The organism is Thalassobaculum fulvum, assembly GCF_014652915.1.
GTDB lineage: Bacteria > Pseudomonadota > Alphaproteobacteria > Thalassobaculales > Thalassobaculaceae > Thalassobaculum_A > Thalassobaculum_A fulvum.
This window is the reverse complement of record NZ_BMZS01000005.1, coordinates 169,870-192,033: the sequence shown is the minus strand read 5'-3', so window position 1 is coordinate 192,033 and position 22,164 is coordinate 169,870. Positions and strand designations below refer to the sequence as shown.

Below are 22,164 nucleotides of genomic sequence, written 5' to 3'. Positions count from 1 at the left end.
GGGAAAGATGGCGCTGCCCAGCTACGCGGGACCGATCGAGCGGGTCTGGTACTACGCGTACCGCCTGATCTGCGCGGCGATCTTCTTCTTCCTGATCGTGCCGATCCTGGTGATCATCCCGCTCTCGTTCAACGCCGAGCCGTACTTCACCTTCACGCCGGAGATGCTGAGCTTCAAGGCGTCGGGCTACTCGCTGCGCTGGTACCAGGACATCGTCAACAACGAGCAGTGGCTGCACTCGATCAAGAACAGCTTCATCATCGGCATCGCCGCGACCCTGCTGGCGACCGCCTTCGGCACCGTCGCCGCGCTCGGGCTGTCGCGCGCCGACCTGCCGTTCAAGCGCCTGCTGATGGCGGTCCTGATCTCGCCGATGATCGTGCCGCTGATCATCTCGGCGGCCGCCATGTTCTTCTTCTACTCGGCGCCGTTCGGGTCGGACTTCGCGCTGACCCACACCTACGCCGGCGTGATCCTGGCGCACGCCGCGCTCGGCACGCCGTTCGTCGTCATCACCGTCACCGCGACCCTGGTCGGGTTCGACAAGAACCTGATCCGCGCCTCCAGCAGCCTCGGCGCCGACTCCGTCACCATTTTCTTCAAGGTGATCATGCCGCTGATCCTGCCAGGCGTGATCTCGGGGGCCCTGTTCGCCTTCGTGACCTCGTTCGACGAGGTGGTGGTGGTGCTGTTCATGGCCGGCTTCGAGCAGCGCACGATTCCGCGCCAGATGTGGGCCGGCATCCGCGAGCAGATCAGCCCGACGATCCTGGCGGTGGCGACGCTGCTGATCTGCCTGTCGACCGTGCTGCTGGCGACCATCGAGCTGCTGCGGCGGCGCAACGAGCGGCTGCGCGGCGTCACCTACTGACCATCCGCCTCCCCGGAGCGGCCGGGGGCGGACGATCCGCCCCTGGACAAACGTCGGTCGAGGCATCACCTTCGCTTTTGGGCACGGTGCCCGGAGGCCGAGATGTACCGCGACAATTCCCTGGTTCCGAAGGAAGCCATCCGGCTCGCCGCCCTGGGCCTGCTGGCCGAGGGCGATCGGGCGTACGGTGACTTGGCCCGCGAGGTCCGGGAGTTCGCCTCGCGGATCGTCGGGCCGTCGCTGGACCTGCTCGGCACCTCGATCGAGCTGCTGCGCTTCGAAGGACTGATCGAGCCGGTCGAAGGCCACGGCATGGAGGACAACGCGGTGCTGCGGCTGACCGCGTCGGGCCGCGCCGCGCTCACCGACTACCTCACCTCGACCATCCGGCCCGGCGTCTCCGACCTCAACAAGCTGGTCCTGGCGCTGAAGCTGCGGTTCGTCGACCTGCTGTCGGCGGAGGATCGGGAAGAGCAGATCGCCGCGCTCGAGATGATGTACGCCGGCGAGAAGGCCCGCCTCGAGGATCTCCGCGCCCGCACCGACCGTGACGCCGGGCTGCTGGCGGAGTGGCTGGACCTGGAGATCGCGCAGGTCGACCGCCGGATCGCCTGGTGCCGGGACCTGATCGCGTCCTGACCATGCTCGACGCGGCCGGGACGGCTCTGGCGCTCGGCCTGGGCGTCGCTTTGCTGGGGTCGACCGCCAGTGCCGCCGAGCCGGCGCTGGGAACGCCGCCGTCCTATGCGGCCGAGCACACCGTCACCGACGGCCCGAACCACGACGCCGTGGACCTGCGGATCTGGGTGCCGGACCTCGAGGCCGGCGACGTGCCGCAGGGCCTGACGGTGCTGAACGACCAGGTCTATGTCGGCACCTACCGCGAGGATCGGGCGGGGCCCGAGGATTGCCGGATCCACCGGTTCGACGCCCGGACCGGCGCCCTGACCGGCTCCGCCGACGTGCCGGCCGCCTGCAGCCATGCCGGCGGCCTCGCCGTCGCCGGCGGCCGGCTGTTCCTGGCCGACAGCTGGGCCCTGATCGAGATCGACCCGGACGCGCTGTTCGACCCGCAACGCCGGGCCAACGGGGTGTTGCGCCGGGTGTCGCTGCGGTTTCCGCTGCGCGGCTCGTTCGCGGCCGGCACCGCCGACGGGCTGTGGATCGGCGAGTACAAGCGCTCGAGCGGGGCCGGCATCCGGTTCGTCCCGCTGGCTGCGATCGACGCCGCCGACCCGGTGGCCGGTCTCGGCCCCGACGCGATCGCCCGGGAGATCCCGGCGCCGGTACGCGCGCAGGGGGCGACGATCGGCCCGGACGGGACGCTCTGGGTGTCGGCCTCGTCCAGCCAGTTTGGCCGCCTCTACCGGCTCGACCCGGCGACCGGCGCCGTGCTCGGCGAGTATCCCGCGCCGGTCGGCAGCGAGGATCTCGGCTTCGACTCTCAGGGCCGGCTTTGGACGGTGTCGGAGGCCGGCGCGGCGAAGTACCGGAACTGGCCGGCCTTCCACCCCTTCGTCATGCGGCTCCGGCCCGAAGCTCTCCGCTGACCCCCAGTTCCGCGGCGGCGCGGATGAAGCCCGCCAGCCAGCGCCCCATCGCCGCGTGGTCCAGCGGCCGGTCGAGGGACGCCTTGCCCTCGCTGTAGACCGCCTCGCCGACCCGGTCGCGTCGCATCTCCAGCAGCCGGTCCACGGTCGGCACGTTCATTTCCGGATGACCCTGCATGGTGACGATCCGGTCGCCGATCCGCAGCATGGCGTTCGGGCAGAACTCGCTCGCCGCCAGGACCACCGCGCCCTCGGGCGGACGGACCACCTGGTCCTGGTGGCTGACCACCACGTTCACCGCGTCCGGGCCGCCCTGCATCCACGGCTCGCGGACGGTCAGCGCGTGCCGGTGCACCCCCATGCCCCAGCCGCGCTCGGACTTGCGGACCTCGCCGCCGAGCGCCTGGGCGATCAGTTGGTGCCCGAAGCAGCCGCCGACCAGCACCTTGCCCGCCCCGGCCGCGCGCCGGACGAACTCCTCCGACGCCCGGATCCACTCCAGGTCCTCGTAGACCCCGTGCGGGCTGCCCGAGAAGATGTAGACGTCGTGGTCGTCGACCGAAGCCGGGAATTCGCCGTCGATCACCGAGGCGCCGGCGAACGCCGCCTCCGGCAGGTACGGGGACAGCAGCGCCCGGAAACTCTCGACATAGGGGCTGAACACGTCCTCGAGGGCCTCCGGCACCCGGCCGCAAACCATCACGCAGATCCGCATGCGTATGTTCCTCCTCAGAGCAGGTGCTGGCCGCCGGTCACGAAGATCTCGGTGCCGGTGACGTAGGCGCTGTCCTCTGAACACAGGTAGTAGATCGTCGAAGCAACATCCCTGGGCTCACCGAGCCGATGCAACGGAATTCGCGGGATCAGCACCTCGGTCTCCGGCGACAGCATCGCCGTCTCGATCTCGCCCGGGGCCACCGCGTTCACCCGCACGCCGAGTTCGGCGAACTCGTTCGCCATCTCCCGGGTCAGCGCCGACAGCGCCGCCTTCGAAGTCGAATACGCCGAGCCGGCGAACGGATGAATGGCATGGCCGGCGATCGAGGTGATGTTGACGATCGCGCCGCGGCCGCGGTGCAGGGCGGCGCCGAACCCGCGCGCCAGCTTCAGCGGGGCGAAGAAGTTCAGCTCGAACACCTGCCGCCAGGCGTCGAGATCGCCGTTCAGGCAGCCGAGCCGCTCCTTGTACGGTGTCTTGGGCGACCAGCCGGCGTTGTTGACCAGCGCATGCAGGGGACGGCCGTCCAGCCACCGGTTGGCCTCGCGCACGAACCGGTCGAGACTGCCCGGATCGGCCAGGTCGGCGGCGATGTGGTGGACCCGCGAATGGTCCATCCGACACTCGGGCGGCGGCGAATCCCGCGAGCAGCTGAGCACGTCCCAGCCGCGCTCCAGGAACAGCGCCACGGTCGAATGGCCGATTCCGCGGCTGGCGCCGGTAAGCAGCAGGAGCTTGTTGTCGTTTGGCATGGCGCGGACGATAGCCGAGGCGGGGCAACGGCGGAAGGCTGCGTCTGCGCCGCCGCCCCGTCCCGGCCAGGTCGGATCAGCGAACGCTCACCACCCGGAAGGTGCGCTGCTCGCCATCGTGCTCGGTGATCGAGACGTACTCGCCTTCGACGAAATGGTGCCGGTCGAAACGGAAGATCGGGTCGTCGTGATCGTCCACCTCGCCCGGATGGTCGTAGTGGAACATCCAGCGCTTGCCGCGCGTGTGGATCAGCAACCCCTGCTCGTCGGGCTCGCCGTTCCAGAAGCGGCGAACGGTGCAGGAATCCTTGACGTCCCGCCACCCCTCGTGATCGAGCGTCCCATCGCCGGTCAGCGGGGCGCGGAACTCGTAACCCCGGGCCGGGCTCCCCTCGGGAAACTCGGCATTCCGGGCAAGCTCAAGCCGGATGGTCCTCAACGGCATTCTTTCCTTCCTCCCTGACGGCTCAGCGGGCCAGCATCATCGCGACCGTCGAATCGGTCAGTGCATCGTCCGTCACGCCGCCCATCACGAATTCGCGGACCCGGCTGTGACTGTAGGCACCGAGCAGGATCATGTCGGCGCCGGCCGCCGACGCCTCGGCTTCGAGCGTGGCGGCCACCCCCTCGGACCCGACCTTCACGGTCCGGCCGGTCGCCGCGATTCCCCAGAGCGACATCGTACGCACCAGATCGTCCGGAGTCTCGGTGACATCGCCGTCGTCGACCACCACGACCGTGACCGCGTCCGCCGCCGCCAGCAACGGCATCGACATCGCAATCGCCCGCGCGGCCTCGGCCGACCCGTTCCAGCCCACGACGACCCGGCGGCCGACGTCGGCACCGCCCGCCGACCCGGCCAGCAGCACCGGCCGCCCGGAATCGAACATCGCGACCTCGACCAGACCGGCGCGCTCCTGGCCGTCCTCGGCCTTCGAGCGGGCGAACACGACGAGATCCGCCGTCCGGGACGGTCGTACCACGGCGCTCGGCAGCGATCCGGTCACCGACGAGAACGATGCCGACGGCTTCCCCGCCGCCTCGACCTCGGAAATGCCGGCGTCCTCGCGCCACGCCGAGTAGGTCGCCCGCGCCGCCCGGTCGCGATCCGCGGCCTGGGCCTCGGCCGCCTCGACGATGCTGTCGATCATCGACGCGTTGAAGCCCTCGCCCACCAGCGGAATCATGTCGCGGGGATCGCGCACGAACAGAATGGCGTCGATATGCGCACCGCGCCGCTTCGCGATCGCGGCGGCAAGATCCAGGGCCGGCCTGTCGCCGGCATCGCCGAGCAACGGAACCAGAAGTCTCTTCATCTCGGAACCTCCACAGTTCGACATGGGCGGTGCGCCCCGCGTCGGCAACAATAGGCCCCGGCATCACAGCCCGGGCATTGAGCCAAATCAACGGGTACCGACCGCCTCCAGGACCGCGTCGACCAGGTCCCCGATCGGCCGGCCGGCATCGAGACGCAGCCAGTCCGTCGGCGGGACCACGCTGTCGACCTGCAGGGCCACGACCTGGGACGTCGCGTCCGAGGCATCGCCCTTGCGCGCATCGACCCGCGCCTTCGCCTGTTCGGCCGGCAGCTCCAGCCAGACCCCGTGGAACGGCACGCCGGCTCGAGCGGCCGCCTCCGCTATGCCGCGCCGGTCGGCGGGGCGCCCGTACACGGTGTCGGCGATCACGGCGCTTCCGAACCCGGCGATCCGGCCGGCCCGGCGGTGGACCTCGGCCATGACCCGACGGCTGACCGACTGCTGGTACGCCGCCTGCGGCAGATGCTCGGTCTCGGGCACGCCGAAGCGTTGCTTGCGGATGACGTCGGAGCGCAGCACGGCGGCTCCGGGCGCCCGGCCGAGATGCGGCGCCAGGGCCCGTGCCAGCGTGGTCTTGCCGGTCCCGGAAATCCCGCCGATCGCGACGATTGCCGGCGGAACGTCGTCGAGGAACGCGGCGGCTTCCCGCAGGTAGCGCCGCGCCTCCTCGGCGCCGGCGCGGTCGAGGCCGTGCTGGGTCGCGGCGGTGGCGCCGACATGCGCGCGCACCGCGGCGCGCATCGACAGGAACAGCGGCAGCGGTTCGGCCGCGCCATCGTCCCGCGCTGCCGCGAGCCAGCCGTTCCACACCCGGTTGGCCCCTTCGGCGAGACCGCGATGCAGCAGGTCCATCAGCAGGAACGCCAGGTCGTAGGCGACGTCGACGGTCGCCAGTTCCTCGTCGAACTCCAGGGCGTCGAACAGCACCGGCTGGCCGTCCGGGCCGCGAAACACGTTGCGCAGGTGCAGGTCGCCGTGGCAGCGCCGGACGCGGCCGCGCCGGCCACGCTCGTCCAGCCGGTCGGCGAGGCGCGCCGCCAGGGCCTCGGTCCGCTCGATCAGCGCGCCGGCGGCCTCGGGCGCGAACACCGCCGGCACACCGGCCTGCAGGCCGGCCCGGTTGATCGCCAGCACATCGCCGACCAGCGTCGAGCCGGGCGTCCGCCGGCGTCTCGGCGCGTCGTCGTGCGCCCGCGCCACCGCCGAAGCCAGCCGGTCGAGGTCGGCTTCCGTCAGTTCCCCACGCTCGGCCAGCCGGTCGAACAGGCAGTCGCCGTCGAAGCGCTGCATGACCACGACCGGCTCGACCGGCCGCTCGCCTTCGCCGCGGGGCGCGTCCGGGTCGCGCAGGCGCCAGCGGCCGTCGCGCCCGACCGTGACCGCCCCGACGCCGAGGTAGAGTTCCGGGGCGGTCCGGCGGTTGATCTCGACCTCGCGCCGGCAGATCCGGCGGCGCTTGGCGACCGTCGACAGGTCCATGTAAGGCAGGGCGACCGGCTTCTTGATCTTGTAGGCTCGATCGCCGGCCAGCACCACGACCGCGCCGTGGGTCTCGATCGGCCCGGCCATCCGGTCCGCCGGGAGGCCGTGGGTCGCCGGGTCGGCAAGGAACGCCGTCAGCCGCTCCAGCCGTCCGCCGTCTCCGGCCGCCGGTCCAGTCCTGTCAGACGCTGCCATGACGACTACCCGGCCGACGGGCCGTCGACCGCTCCTCGGGCAAGTGGTCGGGCTCCTCGTGAATCAGGACCTCGACGCTGGGAAACGCTTCGCAGACCGCCGCCTCGACATCGTCGACGATGCGGTGGGCCTGGTCGACGGTGAGTCCGCCGTCGACCACCAGGATCATCTGCACGAAGGTGTCGGTGCCGGATCGGCGGGTCCGCAGGTCACGCACCCCGATCACCGCCGGGTGGTCGAGGGCAATCCGACGGATCCGCCCGCGCTCCTCGTCGGGCAGCTCGCGGTCCATCAGCAGGTCGATCGCACCGTAGCCGATCCGCCATGCGCTGCGGCCCATCCACGCGGCGATCACGCCGGCGATCAGCGGATCCAGCCAGATCCAGCCCCCCAGGCCGGCCGCCAAGAACGAGGCTATGACGCCGGCGTTCACCACCAGGTCGGCGCTGTAGTGGGCCCGGTCGGCGGCGATGGCCAGCGAGCCGGTGCGCCGGATCACCAGGCTCTGCACCGCGACCAGCGCCAGGCTCAGGACGATGGCGAACACCGAGGTTGCGATGCCGATCCACTCGTGCCGGATCGGTTCCGGATCGACCAGCCGACGCCCGCACTCGACCAGCACCAGTACCGCCGAACCGCCGATGAAGGCGGCCTGGCTGAGGGCGGCGAGCGACTCGGCCTTGCCATGGCCCCACCGGTGCTCCCGGTCCGCCGGCTTCGCCGCCTTCTGGACCGCCAGCAGGGTGACCAGCGACATCCCGACGTCGAGCAGCGAGTCGACCAGGCTGGACAGCATCGCCACCGAATCGGTGGTCCACCAGGCCCCGGTCTTGACCATGATCAGCACGGCGGCGACCGCCGTCGCCCCGACCGCCATGCGCCGGGTCAGACGCGCGATCCGCGGGGCGTCGGCGATCGGGTCCAGCGGTGCCGGCACCGCCTGCCTCAGGGGAACAGCCGCTGCATCACCCACGGTGCGCCGTCGCTCGGCCGGGAGTACAGGAAGCGGTCGTGCAGGCGGAACTCGCCGTCCTGCCAGAACTCGATCCGCAGCGGGGTCAGGCGGTAGCCGGACCAGTAGGGCGGGCGCGGGACGTCCTTGCCGTCGTACTCCGCCTCGAAGCGGGCCACCGCCGACAGCAGGGTCGGCCGGTCCGCCAACGGTCGCGACTGCTGCGAGGCCCAGGCCCCGACCCGGCTGCCGCGCGGACGGCTGGCGTAGTACTCGTCGGCCTCGGCATCGCTCACGCCGGCGACCGGCCCTTCGACGCGGACCTGCCGGCGCAACGACTTCCAGTGGAAGCACAGCGCCGCGAACGGGTTGACCTCGAGCTGCCGACCCTTCTGGCTCTCGGTGTTGGTGTAGAACGCGAAGCCGCGCGCATCGACGTCCTTCAGCAGCACGATACGGGCCGACGGCCGGCCGTCGCTGTCGGCGGTCGCCAGGGTCATCGCATTGGCATCGTTCGGCTCCGACGCCTCGGCATCGGCGAACCAGCTTCGGAACTGCTCGAACGGATCGTCGGTCTTAGGCTCGAACATCGCTTGTGCCCCTTCGTCCAATCCCACGCTGGAATTCTGCCATCGGCCTGCCATATCCGGGGAGCCCAGTAGCGCCTGCCGAAAGCTTCGGCAAGGAGGGAACCACACAGGCCTGACGACGTTGCGACGGAATAGTCGAGCTGCGGCGTTCGATCAGTGACCTGAATCAATGCGCCGCCACCACCGAGCGCGGTCAGATGCCTCCCAGCATCGCAAGAATCGTCTCGGTGGCCGGCCCGCAAGGGGATGAAGCGCGCCACCTGCGGCGTGCCAGCGGAGAAGGACGGGAAGACCATGATGCGTAAATTGGCTGTCGTCACCCTGCTCGCCGTCGGATTGGCGGCCTGCACCAACACCGGCGCCGGGCCGAAGCAGACCGGCGGGGCGATCCTGGGCGGCATCGGCGGCGCGGTCGCCGGGGCGCAGTTCGGCAAGGGCACCGGCCGGCTGGCCGCGGTCGCGGCCGGCACGATTCTCGGCGCGCTGATCGGCAGCGAGGTCGGCTCGTCGCTCGACAAGGCCGATCAGGCGGCCCTGGCGAGCACCACCCAGAGCACCCTGGAAACCGCGCCGACCGGCACCAGCTCCACATGGCGCAACCCGGATTCCGGGCACTACGGGACGGTCACCCCGACCAACACCTATCAGAGCAGCAGCGGCCAGTATTGTCGGGAATTCACCCAGACGGTTAACATCGGCGGTCGCAGCGAGGAGGCGTACGGGACCGCATGCCGGCAGCCGGATGGAACCTGGCAGATCGTGAAGTAGCCCCCGGACGGAGGTCCGGCCGGGCCTGCGCGGGCGCGGGCCATCGGCCGTGAGCGATCTTTACAAGACCCTGGGCGTCGCGCGGACGGCGACCCAGGCGGAGCTCAAGTCGGCCTACCGCAAGCTCGCCAAGAAATATCACCCGGACCTCAACCCGGGTGATGCCGACGTCGAGCGCCGGTTCAAGGAGGTCAACGCCGCCTACGACGTGCTGGGCGATGCCGACAAGCGCGCCCGGTACGACCGCGGCGAGCTGGACGCCGACGGCAAGGAGCGCGGCGGCGGATCCGGGTTCTGGCGGAACTGGAGCCGGCGCGGAACCGCCGGAGCCGGTGCCGCCGGGGCGGGAAGCCGCAGCCACTTCGAGTTCGGGGAGGACTTCGACAGCGAGAGCGACTCGATCGACGAGATCCTCAAGGCCTGGCGAAGCGCCAAGGCGCGGCAGGGAATGGGCGATGCCGGCGGGACGGCCGGCGGCGGCGCCAAGACCGGCCCCAAGCGGACGCCCCAGGACCTGCGGTACCGGCTCAAGGTGCCGTTCGTCGAGGCGGTCGCCGGCATCAAGAAGCGGGTGACGCTGTCGGACGGCAAGGTCGTCAACCTGACGATCCCGCCGGCGACCGAGGAAGGCACGGTGCTCAGGCTCAAGGGGCAGGGCCGGCCGGCGGCCGGCGGCAAACCGGCCGGCGACGCCTATCTGGAGCTGCAGGTCGAGCCGCACGCGTTCTTCCGTCGCGACGGCCGCGACATCCGCCTCGACCTGCCGGTGACCCTCAAGGAAGCGGTGCTGGGGGCCTCGATCACCGTCCCCACGGTGCACGGCAACGTGACCCTCAAGATCCCGAAGGGCGCGAACAGCGGCCAGGTCCTGCGACTGCGCGGAAAGGGCGTTCCGGCCACCGGAACGGAGCCGGTCGGGGACCAGTACGTGACGTTGTCGGTGGTGCTGCCGGCCGAGCCGGATCCGGCGCTCGACGCGTTCGTCGAGAACTGGAAACCGGGCGTATCCCATAACCCGCGTCACAAGATGGGCGTCTGAGCGCCCCCGCGCCGGAGTCTTACGGCCTGGGAGCCTGGGGCGTCCCCGGCGCCAAGGCGATCACCTCGGAATCGGGTCCGCCACGACCGGTATCCTCCAGCGCCTCCGCAAGGGTCAGGCCGAGCGCCCGCTCCTCCGCCTGGAACAGGTCGCCGAGCCGCTCGGCAAGCCGGCCGCTGGCCGCGTCGAGCCGCCGCGCCGCCCGCCGGTCGGCCGCCGACCCGGCGGGACTGCCGTCCAGGCCGAGGGTCAAGCCGAGGTCGCGGGCCAGCTGCGCCAGGGTCACGACGTGCAGGTCGCGGGCCAGCGCGTAGCCGCCCTCGTCGGTCGCGACCAGGTAGCCGTGCACCCTCAGCGTTTCCATCAGCGAGTCCCGCTCGTCGATCGGCAGCGCCCGGGCGAGGGTCTCCGGCGTTGTGGCACCGCCGGTCCGGGCCCGCTCGGCCAGCACGGCGAGCAGAACGCAGGCGGCCTCCAGGCGGCGCGGCGGATCGAGCCGCAGGTCGATGCGCCGCACCCGCGACGCCCGCCACTCGGTGAACGACGCCGCGAACACCGCGCCGATCAGCACCACCGTCCACGACAGGTACATCCAGATCAGGAAGATCGGGAAGGTGGCGAGCGCCCCGTAGATCGTCTGGTAGCTCGGGAAGCTCACCAGATAGACCCGGAAGGCCCATTTCAGCACCTCGAGCGCGACCCCGGCCACCGCGCCGCCGACCAGCGCGTCGCGCAGCAGCACCGGCCGCGCCGGCACCAGCATGAACAGCACCGTGAAGGCCACCGTCTGCAGCCCCGCCGCCATGATCCGGCCGCCGACGAAGCCGAGCCCCGGGCTGTCGATCGCGATCGGCACGTAGGCGGCGCCCTGGTCCGCCAACTCGCCGATCCAGTCGAACGCCCCGGTGGTGAGCGAGAAGCTGGCGCCCAGCAGCACCGGGCCGAGGGTCAGGACCGTCCAGAAGATCAGCAGGCGGGTGATGACCGGCCGGTCGCGCTCGACCCGCCAGATCGTGTTGAAGACCGACTCGACGGTCGACAGCAGCAGCACCGCAGAGACCGCCAGCGCCACCACGCCGACCGCCGTCAGGTTGCTGGCGTTGCGGATGAACTCGGTCAGGTGCTCGCGGACGACCAGCCCGACCTCCGGCACCAGGTTCTCGAACAGCAGGATCTCGATCCGGTCCTTGACCGCCTGGAACGCCGGGAACGCCGAGAAGATCGCGAACGCGATGGTCAGCAGCGGCACCAGCGCCAGCAGGGTGGTGTAGGTCAGGGCGCCGGCCGCCTGCAGCCCACGGTCCCGGTAGAACCGCCGCACGGCGTAGAGCACGTAGGCGGCAGTGCCGCGCGCAGCCGGTATCAGGCGCACGCGGACCGCCCCTCGCAACGCTGTCGGCCAGTCGTTCATGCCGGAACCATAGCACGCCCCCCGCATCGCTCCGACCGTCGCCGCAGCCCGACCGCCACGCGCGCCGTCATCCGGAACCGCCCGGCTCGCCGGCCGTCGAACGCCGTCGCGCCGGGCGCCGGCATTTCATTCCAATGACAATCGCGTTGCAATCGACCCGAATGTTCTTAGAGTCGAAACGGTTCTGAAACTGCGCGGGTTCAGTGCCGGAGAGCTGGGAACCGTTGCGTTTGGCCTTTCGGCGACCGTCGTTGGGAGAGGCGAATCTGAAGGAAGGCAGTCCCCACATGCTTCCGGTACCGATCGCCGGCGACACGCCACCCTCGCCCGGCACGGTGTTCTGGATCACCGGGCTGTCGGGCGCCGGCAAGAGCACCGTCGCCGCCGCGTTGCGTGTGGAGCTGGCCGCGGCGGGCCGGTCGCACGTCCATCTCGACGGCGATGCGCTACGGGCGATCTTCGCCGACATGAATCGCCACGACCGGGCCTCGCGGATCGCCCTCGCCCGCCGCTACGCCGGACTCTGCAAGCTGATCTCGGACCAGGGGCACGACGTCGTCTGCTCGACGATTTCGCTGTTCCACGAGATCCACGATTGGAACCGGGCCAATCTCGCCCGCTACCTCGAGGTGTTCCTGGACGTCGACCACGAGACCCTGCGCAGCCGCGATCCGAAGGGCATCTACCGCGGGGCGCGGAGCGGCGCGATCAAGGACGTCGCCGGGCTCGACCTGGCGGTCGAGTTCCCGAAGGCGCCGGACCTCACCCTGCGAAACGACGGCCGGGAGTCCCCGCAGCAGCTGGCGCGCACGATCCTGGCGGCGACCGGCGGCCGGGCCGCCCCAGCCCGCGCACCGGAGCGCGTCCGATGATCGTGCAGGTCAGCCGCAGCAATCTGTTCGGGACGAAGTCCGAGACGCTGGAGCGGCTGGTTCCCCACCAGGGCCAGTTCCGGATTCCGGAGTTCCTCTACTTCAGTACCGCCGAGTGGGCCCACGACGCCGCCCGCCTGGTCGAGGCGATCGCCTCGCGGTTCGGCACCCGACCGGTCGCGGTCCGCTCCAGCGCGCAGGTCGAGGACTCCCAGGCCTCCTCGATGGCCGGCAAGTTCACCAGCATCCTGGGGGTCGCGGCCCACGACGGCGCCGCGATCCGTGCGGCGGTGGCGTCGGTCATCGGCTCGTACGGGCCGGAAGCCGGCGACGACCAGGTGCTGATCCAGGAAATGGTCGCCGACGTCGCGATCAGCGGCGTCGCCATGACGCACGGCCTGGACGACGGCAGCCCCTACTACACCATCGAGTACGACGACGAGACCGGCGCGACCGATTCCGTGACCGCCGGCCTGACCATCAACAAGTCCCTGCGCCTGCACCGCGACGTCGGCGAGGCCCACCTGATGTCGCCCAGGATGCGGCAGGTGCTGCGCCTGATCCGCACGCTCGAAGGCATCGTCGGCCGGGTCCCGCTCGACATCGAGTTCGCGCTGGGGCGCGACGACAAGGTCTATCTGTTCCAGGTCCGGCAGATCGCCGCCCAGTCCAGTTGGACCCCCGGGCTGGGCCAGCGCATCGACGACGCGCTGCACGGCATCGAGCACTTTCTGACCGACCGCCTGGGGCCGCGCGACGGCGTCCTCGGCCGGCGCGGCATCCTCGGCACGATGACCGACTGGAACCCGGCCGAGATGATCGGCTCGGCCCCCCGCCGGTTGGCGTATTCGCTGTACCGCCGCCTGATCACCGACGACGTGTGGGCGATCGCCCGCGAGGCCATGGGCTACCGGCCGATGGTCGGCGAGGCGCTGATGGTCGGCCTGGCCGGCCGCCCGTACATCGACGTCCGCAACTCCCTGAACTCGTTCCTGCCCGCCACCCTGCCGGAACCGGAGGCCGAGCGCCTGGTCGATGCCGCGCTCGACCGCCTGGCGGCGCGGCCGGAGCTGCACGACAAGGTCGAGTTCGAGGTCATGCCCACCGGCATCGACTTCCGGACCGAGCGCTTCCTCGAGACGGAGTACGGCGACGTCCTCGGCGCCGACGACCGCCGCTCGATCCTCGCCGCGTATCGCGACCTGATGAACCGGGTCGTCGCCGACGGCACCGCCCCGACCCTGCAGGACGCCGAGCGCCGGATCGCGCAGCTGGCGGCCAGGCAGCAGGCCCGCGGCCCGGTGCTCGACCTGCCGGCGGTCTCCCCGCTGCAGAGCCTCGCCCGGGCCCGGCGCACCGTCGAGGAGGCCCGGCACCTCGGCACCCCGGCGTTCAGCATCCTGGCGCGCCATGCGTTCCTCGCCGAGGCGCTGCTGCGGTCTCTGGTGGAGCGCGGCGCCCTGACGGAGCAGCGCTTCGCAGCGTTCAAGACCTCGGTCAAGACCGTGGCCGGCGACTTCACGGAGGCGATGCGCCGGGTGGTGACCGGAACCATGCCGGAAGCCGACTTCATGGCGCGGTTCGGCCATCTCCGCCCGGGGACCTACGACGTGCTGTCGCCGCGCTACGACCAGCGCGAGGACCTGTTCGCCGGCGCCCGGCTGCCGGAGACCGGCGGCCCGCACGAGTTCTCGCCGACCGCCGCGGAGCGGGCGGCCATCGATCGCCTGATCGCCGAGGCCGGCCTCGGGCTCGCGGGCGCCGATGCGCTTCTGTCCTACGCCCGCCGGGCCATCGCCGGCCGCGAGCTCGGCAAGTTCGTGTTCTCGCGCAACGTCTCCGACGCCCTGGAGATGCTGGCGGCCTGGGCCGAGGCCCGCGGGCTCGGCCGCGACGAGCTCAGCCATCTGGACATCGGTCCGGTGCTGGCGCAGGTCGCCGGGGAAGCGATCGAGCGCGACGGGTTCTCGCTTCACGACCGGATCGCGCAGGAGCGCCGCAGCCACCAGTGCGCGGCCTCGCTGCACCTCAGCTTTATCCTGCGCTCCGTCGACGAGCTGTACATCGCCCCGCAGCAGCGGGCCGAGCCCAACTACGTCACCAAGGGCCGGGCCGGCGGCCCGCTTCGGCTGCTCGACCCGCAGAGCCGGGCGTCGGCGGATCTCGAGGGCGCCGTCGTCTGCATCGAGAGCGCCGACCCCGGGTTCGACTGGATCTTCACCCACGGGATCGCCGGGCTGGTCACGAAGTACGGCGGCGCCAACTCGCACATGGCGATCCGCTGCGCCGAGTTCGGGATCCCGGCGATCATCGGCTGCGGCGAGGTCCTGTTCGACCAGATCGCGCGGGCGCACAGCGTCGAGATCGATGCGGCCAACCGCCACTTCGTGCTGCACTGACCCCTCGCCCCATGCGGATCGGCCTCACCCAGCGCATCGCCTACGACCCGAACTACGGCGAACGGCGCGACGCCCTGGCGACCGACTGGCACCGGTTCCTGCTGCACGTCCGGCCGGACGCGGTGATCCTGCCGATCGCCAACCGGTCGGACCACGTCGCGCGCCTGTTCGACACCGTCGGCCTCGACATCCTGGTGCTGACCGGCGGCAACGATCTCGGTGCCGAACCCGAGCGCGACCTCACCGAGCGGGCCTGCCTGCAGGAGGCGGCGCGACGGGGGCTGCCGGCGATCGGCGTCTGCCGCGGCTTCCAGATGATGGTCGACCGTGACGGCGGCCGCCTCGCGTCGGTCGAGCGGTCGGCCCATGTCGCCAGCCGTCACCCGGTCCGCTGCCTGCGGGACACCGCGTGGGGCTGGGCCGCCGGGCGGTCGCTGGACGTCAATTCCTTCCACGGCTTCGGGGTGCCGGCGGACGGTCTGCCCGGGACCTGGACCGCGCTCGCCCTGGCGGCCGACGATACCGTCGAAGCCGCCTGCACGAACGACGGGCGCTGCATCGGCGTGATGTGGCATCCTGAGCGCGAGCCCGACCCCGACCCGTTCGACGTCGCGCTGTTCCGCGAATGCCTGACCCGAGGATTGATGCCGTGACCGATTCCCGCCGCGTCCTGATATTGGCAGCCGGCCGCGGCCGGCGTATGCGCGAGGCGACCGCAGACCGGCCGAAATGCCTGGTGGAACTCGCCGGCCGGCCGCTGCTGGAGTGGCAGCGGGCGGCCTTCCGGCAGGCCGGCATCGAGACCGTCGCGGCGGTCGGCGGCTACCGCGCCGACCGGCTGGCCCAGGAGATCGAGGTGCCGTTCGTCAACCAGGCCTGGGAGACCACCAACATGGTGCGCTCGCTGACCTGCGCCGCCGCCTGGCTCGAGAGCGGCGACACCCTGGTCTCCTACTCGGACATCGCGTTCAACGCCTCCGCGGTCGAACGGCTGGCCGCCGCGACGGGGGACATCGCGATCACCTACGACCGGCAGTGGGCGCCGCTCTGGGCCGGCCGGTTCGAGGCGCCGCTCGACGACGCGGAGACCTTCCGGATCGACGGCGGGCTGGTCACCGAGATCGGCGGACGTCCGCAGAGCCCGGAGGAGATCCAGGGACAGTTCATGGGCCTGCTCCGGTTCTCGGCCGACGGCTGGCGCCGGATCGGCAGGTTCCTCGACGGCCTCGAGCCGGCGGCAGTCGATCGGCTGGACATGACCGGCCTGCTCGCCCGCCTGATCGCCGCCGGCGAATCCGTCGAGGGCGTGGCGGTGGACGGCGGCTGGGTCGAGGTGGATTCCGAGTCGGATCTCGCCTACTACGAAAGCATGATCCGGGCGCAGGCGCCGCGCTGGACCCACGACTGGCGGTAACGAGAAAATGACATCTGCAGGCATGGCCCACGGCGACTTCTCGACGCTCGCCTCGACCTATGCGTCGCATCGGCCCGGCTACGGACCGGATGCCATCAGGCTGGTTCTCGGCGCCATGACGCGACCGGCCGCCGACCTCGACGCGATCGACGTCGGCGCCGGCACCGGGATATGGACGCGCCAGCTGCAGGCCGCGGGATTCCGCCGGGTGACGGCCGTCGAGCCCAATGACGCCATGCGGCAGGCCGGCGAGGAGACCTCGGCCGGACTGCCGATCGCGTGGCGCAAGGGCTCGGCCGAGATCACCGGAATCCCCGACGGCTCGGCCGACCTGCTGACGATGGCGTCGTCGTTCCACTGGGCCGATTTTCCGGTGGCGCTCGCCGAGTTCCGGCGGGTGCTGCGCCCGCACGGCTGGTTCGCCGCCCTGTGGAACACCCGCTACCTGGACCGCAGCCCGCTGCTGCTCGAGATCGAGGCCGAGCTGAGACGGCTGGTGCCGGACATGAAGCGGGTGTCGTCCGGCAGCTCGGAGTTCACCAGCGGCTTGGTCGAGCGGTTCATGGACGCGGACGGCTGGGGCGACCCGATCTACGCCGAGTGCTACCACACCGAACAGATGTCCCGGGAACGCTACATCGGCGCCTGGCGCTCGGTGAACGACGTGCAGGTTCAGGCCGGGCCGGAACGGTTCGCCGCCTTCCTCGGCTTCATCGAGCGGCGGCTGGCCGACGTCCCGACGCTGGATTGCCAGTACCGGACCCGGATGTGGCTGGTGCAGCGGCGCTGATCCCGACCGCCCCGCCGGCCGCCGATGCCCGCCGCTTCGACCGACCCGCCCCTGAGGCACCCCTACCTGGAGCACGCGGCACCCGGGATCGACCGGCAGGACCAGCGGGCCGCCTACTTCGAGCAGATCGGCGAATGGCCGCACGCGTTGAGCGCCTATCTGGCGATGCAACGCGCCGACGGCACCCGCTCCGAGAAGCGGGCCCGCCGGATCGAGCGACTGCGCGAGCGGTGGCGCGAGGCCGACGGCGATACCGAAGCCGTCGGGGAGCTGCGCGACCACGACTTCAAGCGGCTACTGCAGACGGCCCGCGAGGCCGCCCGCGCGGGCGAGCCCGACCTGCTGCGCGACGCCGTCGTTCTGCGCGAGGCCCATCGCCGGAACCCGGACGACCGGCGTGTCCAGCACATGCTGTCGATCAACTACCTAGGCTGGCTGGCCGAGAGCGGCGGCGGACCGGAGATCGCCGTCGGCGACTACGTCGCGATCGACGACGCCGAGGAGCTGGCGGCCCGGGTCGACCGCCTGGTCGAGCCGCGACGGCGCGTCCCGCACTGGCTCGTCGTCTGTCCGAGCGGGTCCGGCACCTGGCAGCTCAGGGACTATCTGCAGCATCTCGGCGAGGCCGGCCGGGCGCGATTCCTGGTCGACGCCCACCAGCTGCAGAAGCAGCGCCTGCGGCCCGTCGAACAGGCCGTCCTCAATCAGGGCTGGCTCGCCTTCGCCCATCTGAGCCGGTTCACCGACATGCGCTTCGTGGTGGCCGGCAACCTCCACGACCCGGTGCAGGCGCTGGTCTACAGCACCGTGCGGAAGGAGTGGCGACGGTACTTCCGCCGCCTCGGCGAGGAGGTCTATCCGCCCCCCGCCCTGATCACCGCGCAAGCGATCGAGACGATACGGGAAATGGCCCAGGCCGCCGTCGACCGGGCTCCCGTCAACGACCTCGAGGCGTACTTCGAGGCCAACTACGAGCGCCCGTTCGGCTTCCCGCTCGACGCCTTCCAGATCCAGCATCGCCGGCGCGGCTACTTCGTCGGCTTCCACCGCAACCTGACATTCGTGCTGACCCGGCTGGCCGACCTCGAGACCGTGTTCGCACCGATGCTCGACCGCGTTCTCGGCATCGAGACGGCGGACCGCCGGCCGGTCGCCGACTTCCGGGTCACCAGCCCGCCCGCCGTTAGCCGGCACCTGCGCGACATCGCCGGCAGGATCGCGGTGCCGCGCGGCCTGGTCGAGCGCTCGCTGAACACCGGGTTCATGGAGCGCTACTTCCTGCGGGACCAGCTCGACGCCATGCGTCGACGCTGGGGGCTGACCGCTTAGCGGCCGGGGACCGGCGTCCCGGCATTCGCGGCCGCCGCCCTCACGCCGGGGCGCACCAGGCCGCCCGGGCCTGCTCGATCTCCGCGGGGGTGAAGGCGGCGCGCGTCCACTCGTTCCGGTACACGGCCTCGAACAGCTCCGGCGGAAGCCGCAGCCGGGCCCGCGCTTCCTGGTATATCGGCATGTCGCGCGTGCGGGTGCGTCGAACCCTCTCGTCGGTCATCGGCAGCAGGTCGACCGCTTCGCCCAGCAACCGGGCGGACGCCTCGGGAAAGCAGGCCTCCATCTTCTCGGTTCGCAGGATCAGGAAGTCGCACTGCCCTTGCGAGACGATGGCGTAGCCCGGCTGCAGGTCGACGCCGCCGGCCAGGATCGAGTATCCGGACGCTTTCGCGATCTGGTTGGCGAAGAAGTCCTCCCCCGCCCCACTGCGGACGACCCGGTAAAAGCCCGCGGCAATCCTGTCCCAGGTGGCATCATCCAGCGCCCTCACCTCTTCGGCTCCGAGTTGCGCGTACTCCCCGACCCTCATTTCGCTGTACATGTAGGAGGAAAAGAGCCGCGCGATCGGCTCTCGGATCATCGTCACGACCTTTATCCGCCGGCTCAGCCGGCCGGACATTCCGAGGATGTGCTTGATGGCGCACGAGCGGTGAATCTTTCCCGCCTCCCGTCGCACGTTGCTGGAATAGAACCTGTGATGAGCCAGAATAACGTCGCTTCGATTGAACCTGTTCTTTCGGTCGGCCAGGGTCTCGTTGACCTGGTCCGAGCCTGAGTTGCTTATCGAGTAGATCAGAACGATGTCGCCCGGCACGTCGTTGAGGACCCGGACAAGAATGTCGTCGATCGTCTCGTACTCCGCCTGCGGCAGCGGAAACGACAGGTTCGCGAGCAGGAAGTCGAGCGCGACCAGCTTCTCGGCGTCGACGTCGTCGAACGGCCGGTCGGCACGCGAGCCCTCGCCCTGCATCAACTGATCGATCGCCGCCCGATAGAGCGACGGGAAGCGGTCGGAACAGATCGCCTCGCACAGCCGGCGGCCCGACAGCCGGTCGCCGGCAGCATCGTCGCGCTGCGAATGCACGTGCTGGACCGCCAGGGCCAGCCGGTTCACCAGCTTGTGGTCGTCGGGATAGGCCAGCACCGCTTCGCTGAGCGGCACCAGCGAATCCCGGTAGCGCCCGGCCTTGAACAGGGCCACGCCGGCATTGGCCTTCACGTCCGCCGGCGTGTCCGGCCGGCCGACCAGCGACATGTACACCGCCGCGGCTTCCGGCCACCGTCCGGCCCGTGTGAACGAGCGCGCCCGACGGAGGCGTCGGGCGAGGTGGTCGTCCTCGATCGGCCGGCGCCCGTCATCGTCAACCTCGCTCATTCCACCCCGTCTCCCCACCACGCCTGTGCGGCCAGCCGTTCGCAGCCAGCCGTTCGACGCCCCGGCCCGAATGCGACGACAGGCCCCGCCGCCCGGGCCTCCCCCGGTCGGTCTGCCGTCCCCTCGGGCCGTCACGCCCGGCGCCAGCAAACCACATGTCGAATCGGCCGGTCCACAACCGCGCTTTTCCGGCCCCCCCGGGACATCGAACGGCAGGGTGGACGGACCGACCTCGTCCGGACCGCTGGTTCCCGTCCCGCCACGCCCGCGGTTCGTCCCGGTCGGCTTGCCCGGCCCCGGCGTTCGTGTAGGATGCGGCACTTATTGAACAATTGGGCGCGCAGAGGACAGGATGGCCGACGATCCCCGCATCATGGTGGGCAAACGGGGTCTTATCATGGGGGTGGCCAACGACCGGTCCATCGCCTGGGGAATCGCCAAGGCCGCCGCCGACCAGGGCGCGCAGCTGGCCTTCACCTACCAGGGCGAGGCGCTGGAGAAGCGGGTCCGCCCGCTGGCCGAGCAGGTCGGCTCGTCGCTGGTCGAGCCGTGCGACGTGACCGAAGATGGCAGCATCGACCGGGTGTTCCAGAAGCTCGGCGATGCCTGGGGCGGGCTGGACTTCGTGGTGCACGCCATCGCCTACTCCGACAAGGAGGAGCTGAAGGGCAAGTACGTCGCCACCTCGCGCGACAACTTCCTGCGCACCCTCGACATCTCCTGCTACTCGTTCACCGCCGTCGCCAAGCGCGCCGCCGACCTGATGCCGAACGGCGGCAGCCTGCTGACCCTGACCTACTACGGCGCCGAGCGGGTGATGCCGCACTACAACGTCATGGGCGTGGCCAAGGCGGCGCTGGAGGCCAGCGTGCGCTACCTCGCGGTCGACCTGGGCGGCCAGGGGGTGCGGGTGAACGGCCTGTCGGCCGGCCCGATGAAGACGCTGGCGGCCTCCGGGATCGGCGACTTCCGCTACATCCTGAAGTGGAACCAGTACAACTCGCCGCTGCGCCGCAACGTCACCCTGGAGGATGTCGGCGGCGCCGGGCTGTACCTGGTGTCCGACCTGTCGACCGGCGTCACCGGCGAGGTCCACCACGTCGACTGCGGCTACAACATCGTCGGCATGAAGGCGGTCGACGCCCCCGACATCTCGGTCGTCTGACCCCTCGGGAGACGCCGCCATGGCGAGCAACGGATTCGGCCAGGCGTTCCGGGTCACCACCTGGGGCGAAAGCCACGGCCCGGCGATCGGCTGCGTGATCGACGGGGCGCCGCCGCGCATCCCGCTCGGCGAGGCCGACATCCAGCACGACCTGGACCGCCGTCGACCGGGGCAGTCGCGCCACACCACCCAGCGCCGCGAGCCGGACCAGGTGAAGATCCTGTCCGGCGTGTTCGAGGGCGAGACCACCGGCACGCCGATCGCGCTGGTGATCGAGAACCAGGACCAGCGCTCCAAGGACTACGGCGAGATCAAGGACCGCTACCGGCCCGGCCATGCCGACTACACCTACGACGCCAAGTACGGCATCCGCGACTACCGCGGCGGCGGCCGCTCGTCGGCGCGCGAGACCGCGATGCGGGTGGCGGCCGGCGCGGTCGCCAAGAAGGTCCTGGCGCGTCGGCTCGGCAACGCCTTCGGGGTGCGCGGCGCCCTGGTGCAGGTCGGCCCGCACCGCATCGACCGGTCGCGCTGGGACTGGGACGAGGTCGACCGCAACGCCTTCTTCTCGCCGGATGCCCAGGCCGCCGCCACCTGGGACGGCTACCTGGACGAAGTCCGCAAGTCCGGCTCCTCGGCCGGCGCGGTGATCGAGGTGGTCGCCAGCGGCATTCCCGCCGGCCTCGGCGAGCCGGTGTACGGCAAGCTCGACACCGACCTCGCCGCCGCGATGATGAGCATCAACGCGGTCAAGGGCGTCGAGATCGGCGACGGCTTCGCGGCCGCCGGGATCCCCGGCCACGAGGCCGCCGACGAGATGCGCATGGATGGCGACCGGCCGGTGTTCCTGTCGAACCACGCCGGCGGCATCCTTGGCGGCATTTCCACCGGCCAGGACGTGGTGGTGCGGTTCGCGGTCAAGCCGACCAGTTCGATCCTGACGCCGCGGCGCTCGATCGACCGCTTCGGCGCCGAGGTCGACGTGCTGACCAAGGGCCGTCACGATCCCTGCGTCGGCATCCGCGCGGTGCCGGTCGGCGAGGCGATGATGGCCTGCGTGCTGCTCGACCACCTGATGCGCCACGAGGCGCAGTGCGGGCCGCTCGGCAGCGGCGGCTGACGCGCCGTCCCCTTGCGGCCACGGCCCCGGGGACCGCGGTCCGGCCGCTA

The 22,164-nt window shown here is 70.9% G+C and carries 22 protein-coding genes; 13 read left to right on the top strand and 9 right to left on the bottom strand.

All coding sequences use genetic code 11. The features are described from left to right. Positions 1 to 7: 7 nt before the first annotated feature. From IE246_RS12570 to IE246_RS12560, 3 genes are all read left to right on the top strand, one after another. Positions 8 to 871 carry an ABC transporter permease gene (locus tag IE246_RS12570; RefSeq protein WP_189990031.1) on the top strand — a complete coding sequence of 288 codons (864 nt, stop codon included), beginning with the start codon at positions 8 to 10 and terminating at the stop codon, positions 869 to 871. A 102-nt stretch (positions 872 to 973) separates the two neighbouring features. Further along, a complete protein-coding gene (locus tag IE246_RS12565) occupies positions 974 to 1,510 on the top strand; it encodes a hypothetical protein (RefSeq protein WP_189990029.1) in 537 nt (178 codons plus the stop codon). Then, positions 1,486 to 2,421: an NHL repeat-containing protein gene (locus tag IE246_RS12560; RefSeq protein WP_189990026.1), complete on the top strand. Its 936-nt coding sequence runs from the start codon at positions 1,486 to 1,488 to the stop codon at positions 2,419 to 2,421. The genes IE246_RS12565 and IE246_RS12560 overlap by 25 nt, the downstream gene beginning before the upstream one ends. Here IE246_RS12560 and IE246_RS12555 read toward each other — a convergent pair. The 7 genes from IE246_RS12555 to pdxH form a co-directional block, all read right to left on the bottom strand. Continuing rightward, the gene (locus tag IE246_RS12555) at positions 2,390 to 3,136 is read right to left on the bottom strand and encodes a glutamine amidotransferase-related protein (protein WP_189990022.1); all 747 of its coding nucleotides are present in this window, start codon (positions 3,134 to 3,136) and stop codon (positions 2,390 to 2,392) included. The genes IE246_RS12560 and IE246_RS12555 overlap by 32 nt on opposite strands. A gap of 14 nt (positions 3,137 to 3,150) precedes the next feature. Then, a complete protein-coding gene (locus tag IE246_RS12550) occupies positions 3,151 to 3,891 on the bottom strand; it encodes an SDR family NAD(P)-dependent oxidoreductase (protein WP_189990019.1) in 741 nt (246 codons plus the stop codon). Between the two features lie 76 nt (positions 3,892 to 3,967). Beyond that, positions 3,968 to 4,336 (bottom strand): hypothetical protein, encoded by a 369-nt coding sequence (locus IE246_RS12545; RefSeq protein ID WP_189990017.1) that lies wholly within the window; start codon positions 4,334 to 4,336, stop codon positions 3,968 to 3,970. 22 nt (positions 4,337 to 4,358) lie between these two features. Beyond that, positions 4,359 to 5,207 carry a putative universal stress family protein gene (locus tag IE246_RS12540; protein WP_189990015.1) on the bottom strand — a complete coding sequence of 283 codons (849 nt, stop codon included), beginning with the start codon at positions 5,205 to 5,207 and terminating at the stop codon, positions 4,359 to 4,361. An 87-nt stretch (positions 5,208 to 5,294) separates the two neighbouring features. Continuing rightward, the gene (locus IE246_RS12535; protein WP_189990012.1) at positions 5,295 to 6,887 is read right to left on the bottom strand and encodes a bifunctional aminoglycoside phosphotransferase/ATP-binding protein; all 1,593 of its coding nucleotides are present in this window, start codon (positions 6,885 to 6,887) and stop codon (positions 5,295 to 5,297) included. Then, positions 6,874 to 7,824 (bottom strand): cation diffusion facilitator family transporter, encoded by a 951-nt coding sequence (locus tag IE246_RS12530; RefSeq protein WP_229837018.1) that lies wholly within the window; start codon positions 7,822 to 7,824, stop codon positions 6,874 to 6,876. The genes IE246_RS12535 and IE246_RS12530 overlap by 14 nt, the downstream gene beginning before the upstream one ends. Positions 7,825 to 7,832: 8 nt before the next feature. Continuing rightward, positions 7,833 to 8,429, bottom strand: a complete 597-nt coding sequence (pdxH, locus tag IE246_RS12525; RefSeq protein ID WP_189990009.1) for a pyridoxamine 5'-phosphate oxidase — start codon at positions 8,427 to 8,429, stop codon at positions 7,833 to 7,835. A 246-nt stretch (positions 8,430 to 8,675) separates the two neighbouring features. On the opposite strand from pdxH, the gene IE246_RS12520 reads away from it, so the two are divergent. Beyond that, entirely contained in the window at positions 8,676 to 9,197 is a 522-nt protein-coding gene (locus tag IE246_RS12520) for an RT0821/Lpp0805 family surface protein (RefSeq protein WP_229837016.1), read from the top strand. A gap of 49 nt (positions 9,198 to 9,246) precedes the next feature. Next, entirely contained in the window at positions 9,247 to 10,236 is a 990-nt protein-coding gene (locus tag IE246_RS12515) for a DnaJ C-terminal domain-containing protein (protein ID WP_189990007.1), read from the top strand. Positions 10,237 to 10,255: 19 nt separating this feature from the next. Here the strand turns inward: IE246_RS12515 and IE246_RS12510 are convergent, their stop codons facing one another. Then, positions 10,256 to 11,608: a YihY family inner membrane protein gene (locus IE246_RS12510; protein WP_189990004.1), complete on the bottom strand. Its 1,353-nt coding sequence runs from the start codon at positions 11,606 to 11,608 to the stop codon at positions 10,256 to 10,258. A gap of 326 nt (positions 11,609 to 11,934) precedes the next feature. Here IE246_RS12510 and IE246_RS12505 point away from each other — a divergent pair, with 326 nt between their 5' ends. Genes IE246_RS12505 through IE246_RS12480 form a run of 6 tightly spaced genes read left to right on the top strand, consistent with a single transcriptional unit; the run spans position 11,935 to position 18,451 of the window. Continuing rightward, positions 11,935 to 12,519: an adenylyl-sulfate kinase gene (locus IE246_RS12505; protein ID WP_189990001.1), complete on the top strand. Its 585-nt coding sequence runs from the start codon at positions 11,935 to 11,937 to the stop codon at positions 12,517 to 12,519. Then, the gene (locus tag IE246_RS12500; RefSeq protein ID WP_189989998.1) at positions 12,516 to 14,918 is read left to right on the top strand and encodes a PEP-utilizing enzyme; all 2,403 of its coding nucleotides are present in this window, start codon (positions 12,516 to 12,518) and stop codon (positions 14,916 to 14,918) included. The genes IE246_RS12505 and IE246_RS12500 overlap by 4 nt, the downstream gene beginning before the upstream one ends. 11 nt (positions 14,919 to 14,929) lie before the next feature. After that, positions 14,930 to 15,571, top strand: coding sequence for a gamma-glutamyl-gamma-aminobutyrate hydrolase family protein (locus IE246_RS12495; protein ID WP_189989995.1), 642 nt, complete (start codon positions 14,930 to 14,932; stop codon positions 15,569 to 15,571). Beyond that, positions 15,568 to 16,332: a phosphocholine cytidylyltransferase family protein gene (locus IE246_RS12490; RefSeq protein ID WP_189989992.1), complete on the top strand. Its 765-nt coding sequence runs from the start codon at positions 15,568 to 15,570 to the stop codon at positions 16,330 to 16,332. Before IE246_RS12495 ends, IE246_RS12490 begins: the two co-directional genes overlap by 4 nt. 7 nt (positions 16,333 to 16,339) lie before the next feature. Then, entirely contained in the window at positions 16,340 to 17,122 is a 783-nt protein-coding gene (locus tag IE246_RS12485) for a class I SAM-dependent methyltransferase (protein WP_229837009.1), read from the top strand. 24 nt (positions 17,123 to 17,146) lie between these two features. Beyond that, positions 17,147 to 18,451 (top strand): hypothetical protein, encoded by a 1,305-nt coding sequence (locus IE246_RS12480; protein ID WP_189989990.1) that lies wholly within the window; start codon positions 17,147 to 17,149, stop codon positions 18,449 to 18,451. Between the two features lie 40 nt (positions 18,452 to 18,491). On the opposite strand, the gene IE246_RS12475 is transcribed toward IE246_RS12480, so the two are convergent. After that, positions 18,492 to 19,829, bottom strand: coding sequence for a hypothetical protein (locus IE246_RS12475; protein WP_189989987.1), 1,338 nt, complete (start codon positions 19,827 to 19,829; stop codon positions 18,492 to 18,494). 352 nt (positions 19,830 to 20,181) lie between these two features. Here IE246_RS12475 and fabI point away from each other — a divergent pair, with 352 nt between their 5' ends. Together fabI and aroC are read left to right on the top strand one after the other, a co-directional pair. Further along, the gene (gene fabI, locus IE246_RS12470; protein ID WP_189989985.1) at positions 20,182 to 20,994 is read left to right on the top strand and encodes an enoyl-ACP reductase FabI; all 813 of its coding nucleotides are present in this window, start codon (positions 20,182 to 20,184) and stop codon (positions 20,992 to 20,994) included. Between the two features lie 19 nt (positions 20,995 to 21,013). Next, a complete protein-coding gene (gene aroC / locus IE246_RS12465) occupies positions 21,014 to 22,114 on the top strand; it encodes a chorismate synthase (protein ID WP_189989982.1) in 1,101 nt (366 codons plus the stop codon). Positions 22,115 to 22,164 lie beyond the last annotated feature (50 nt).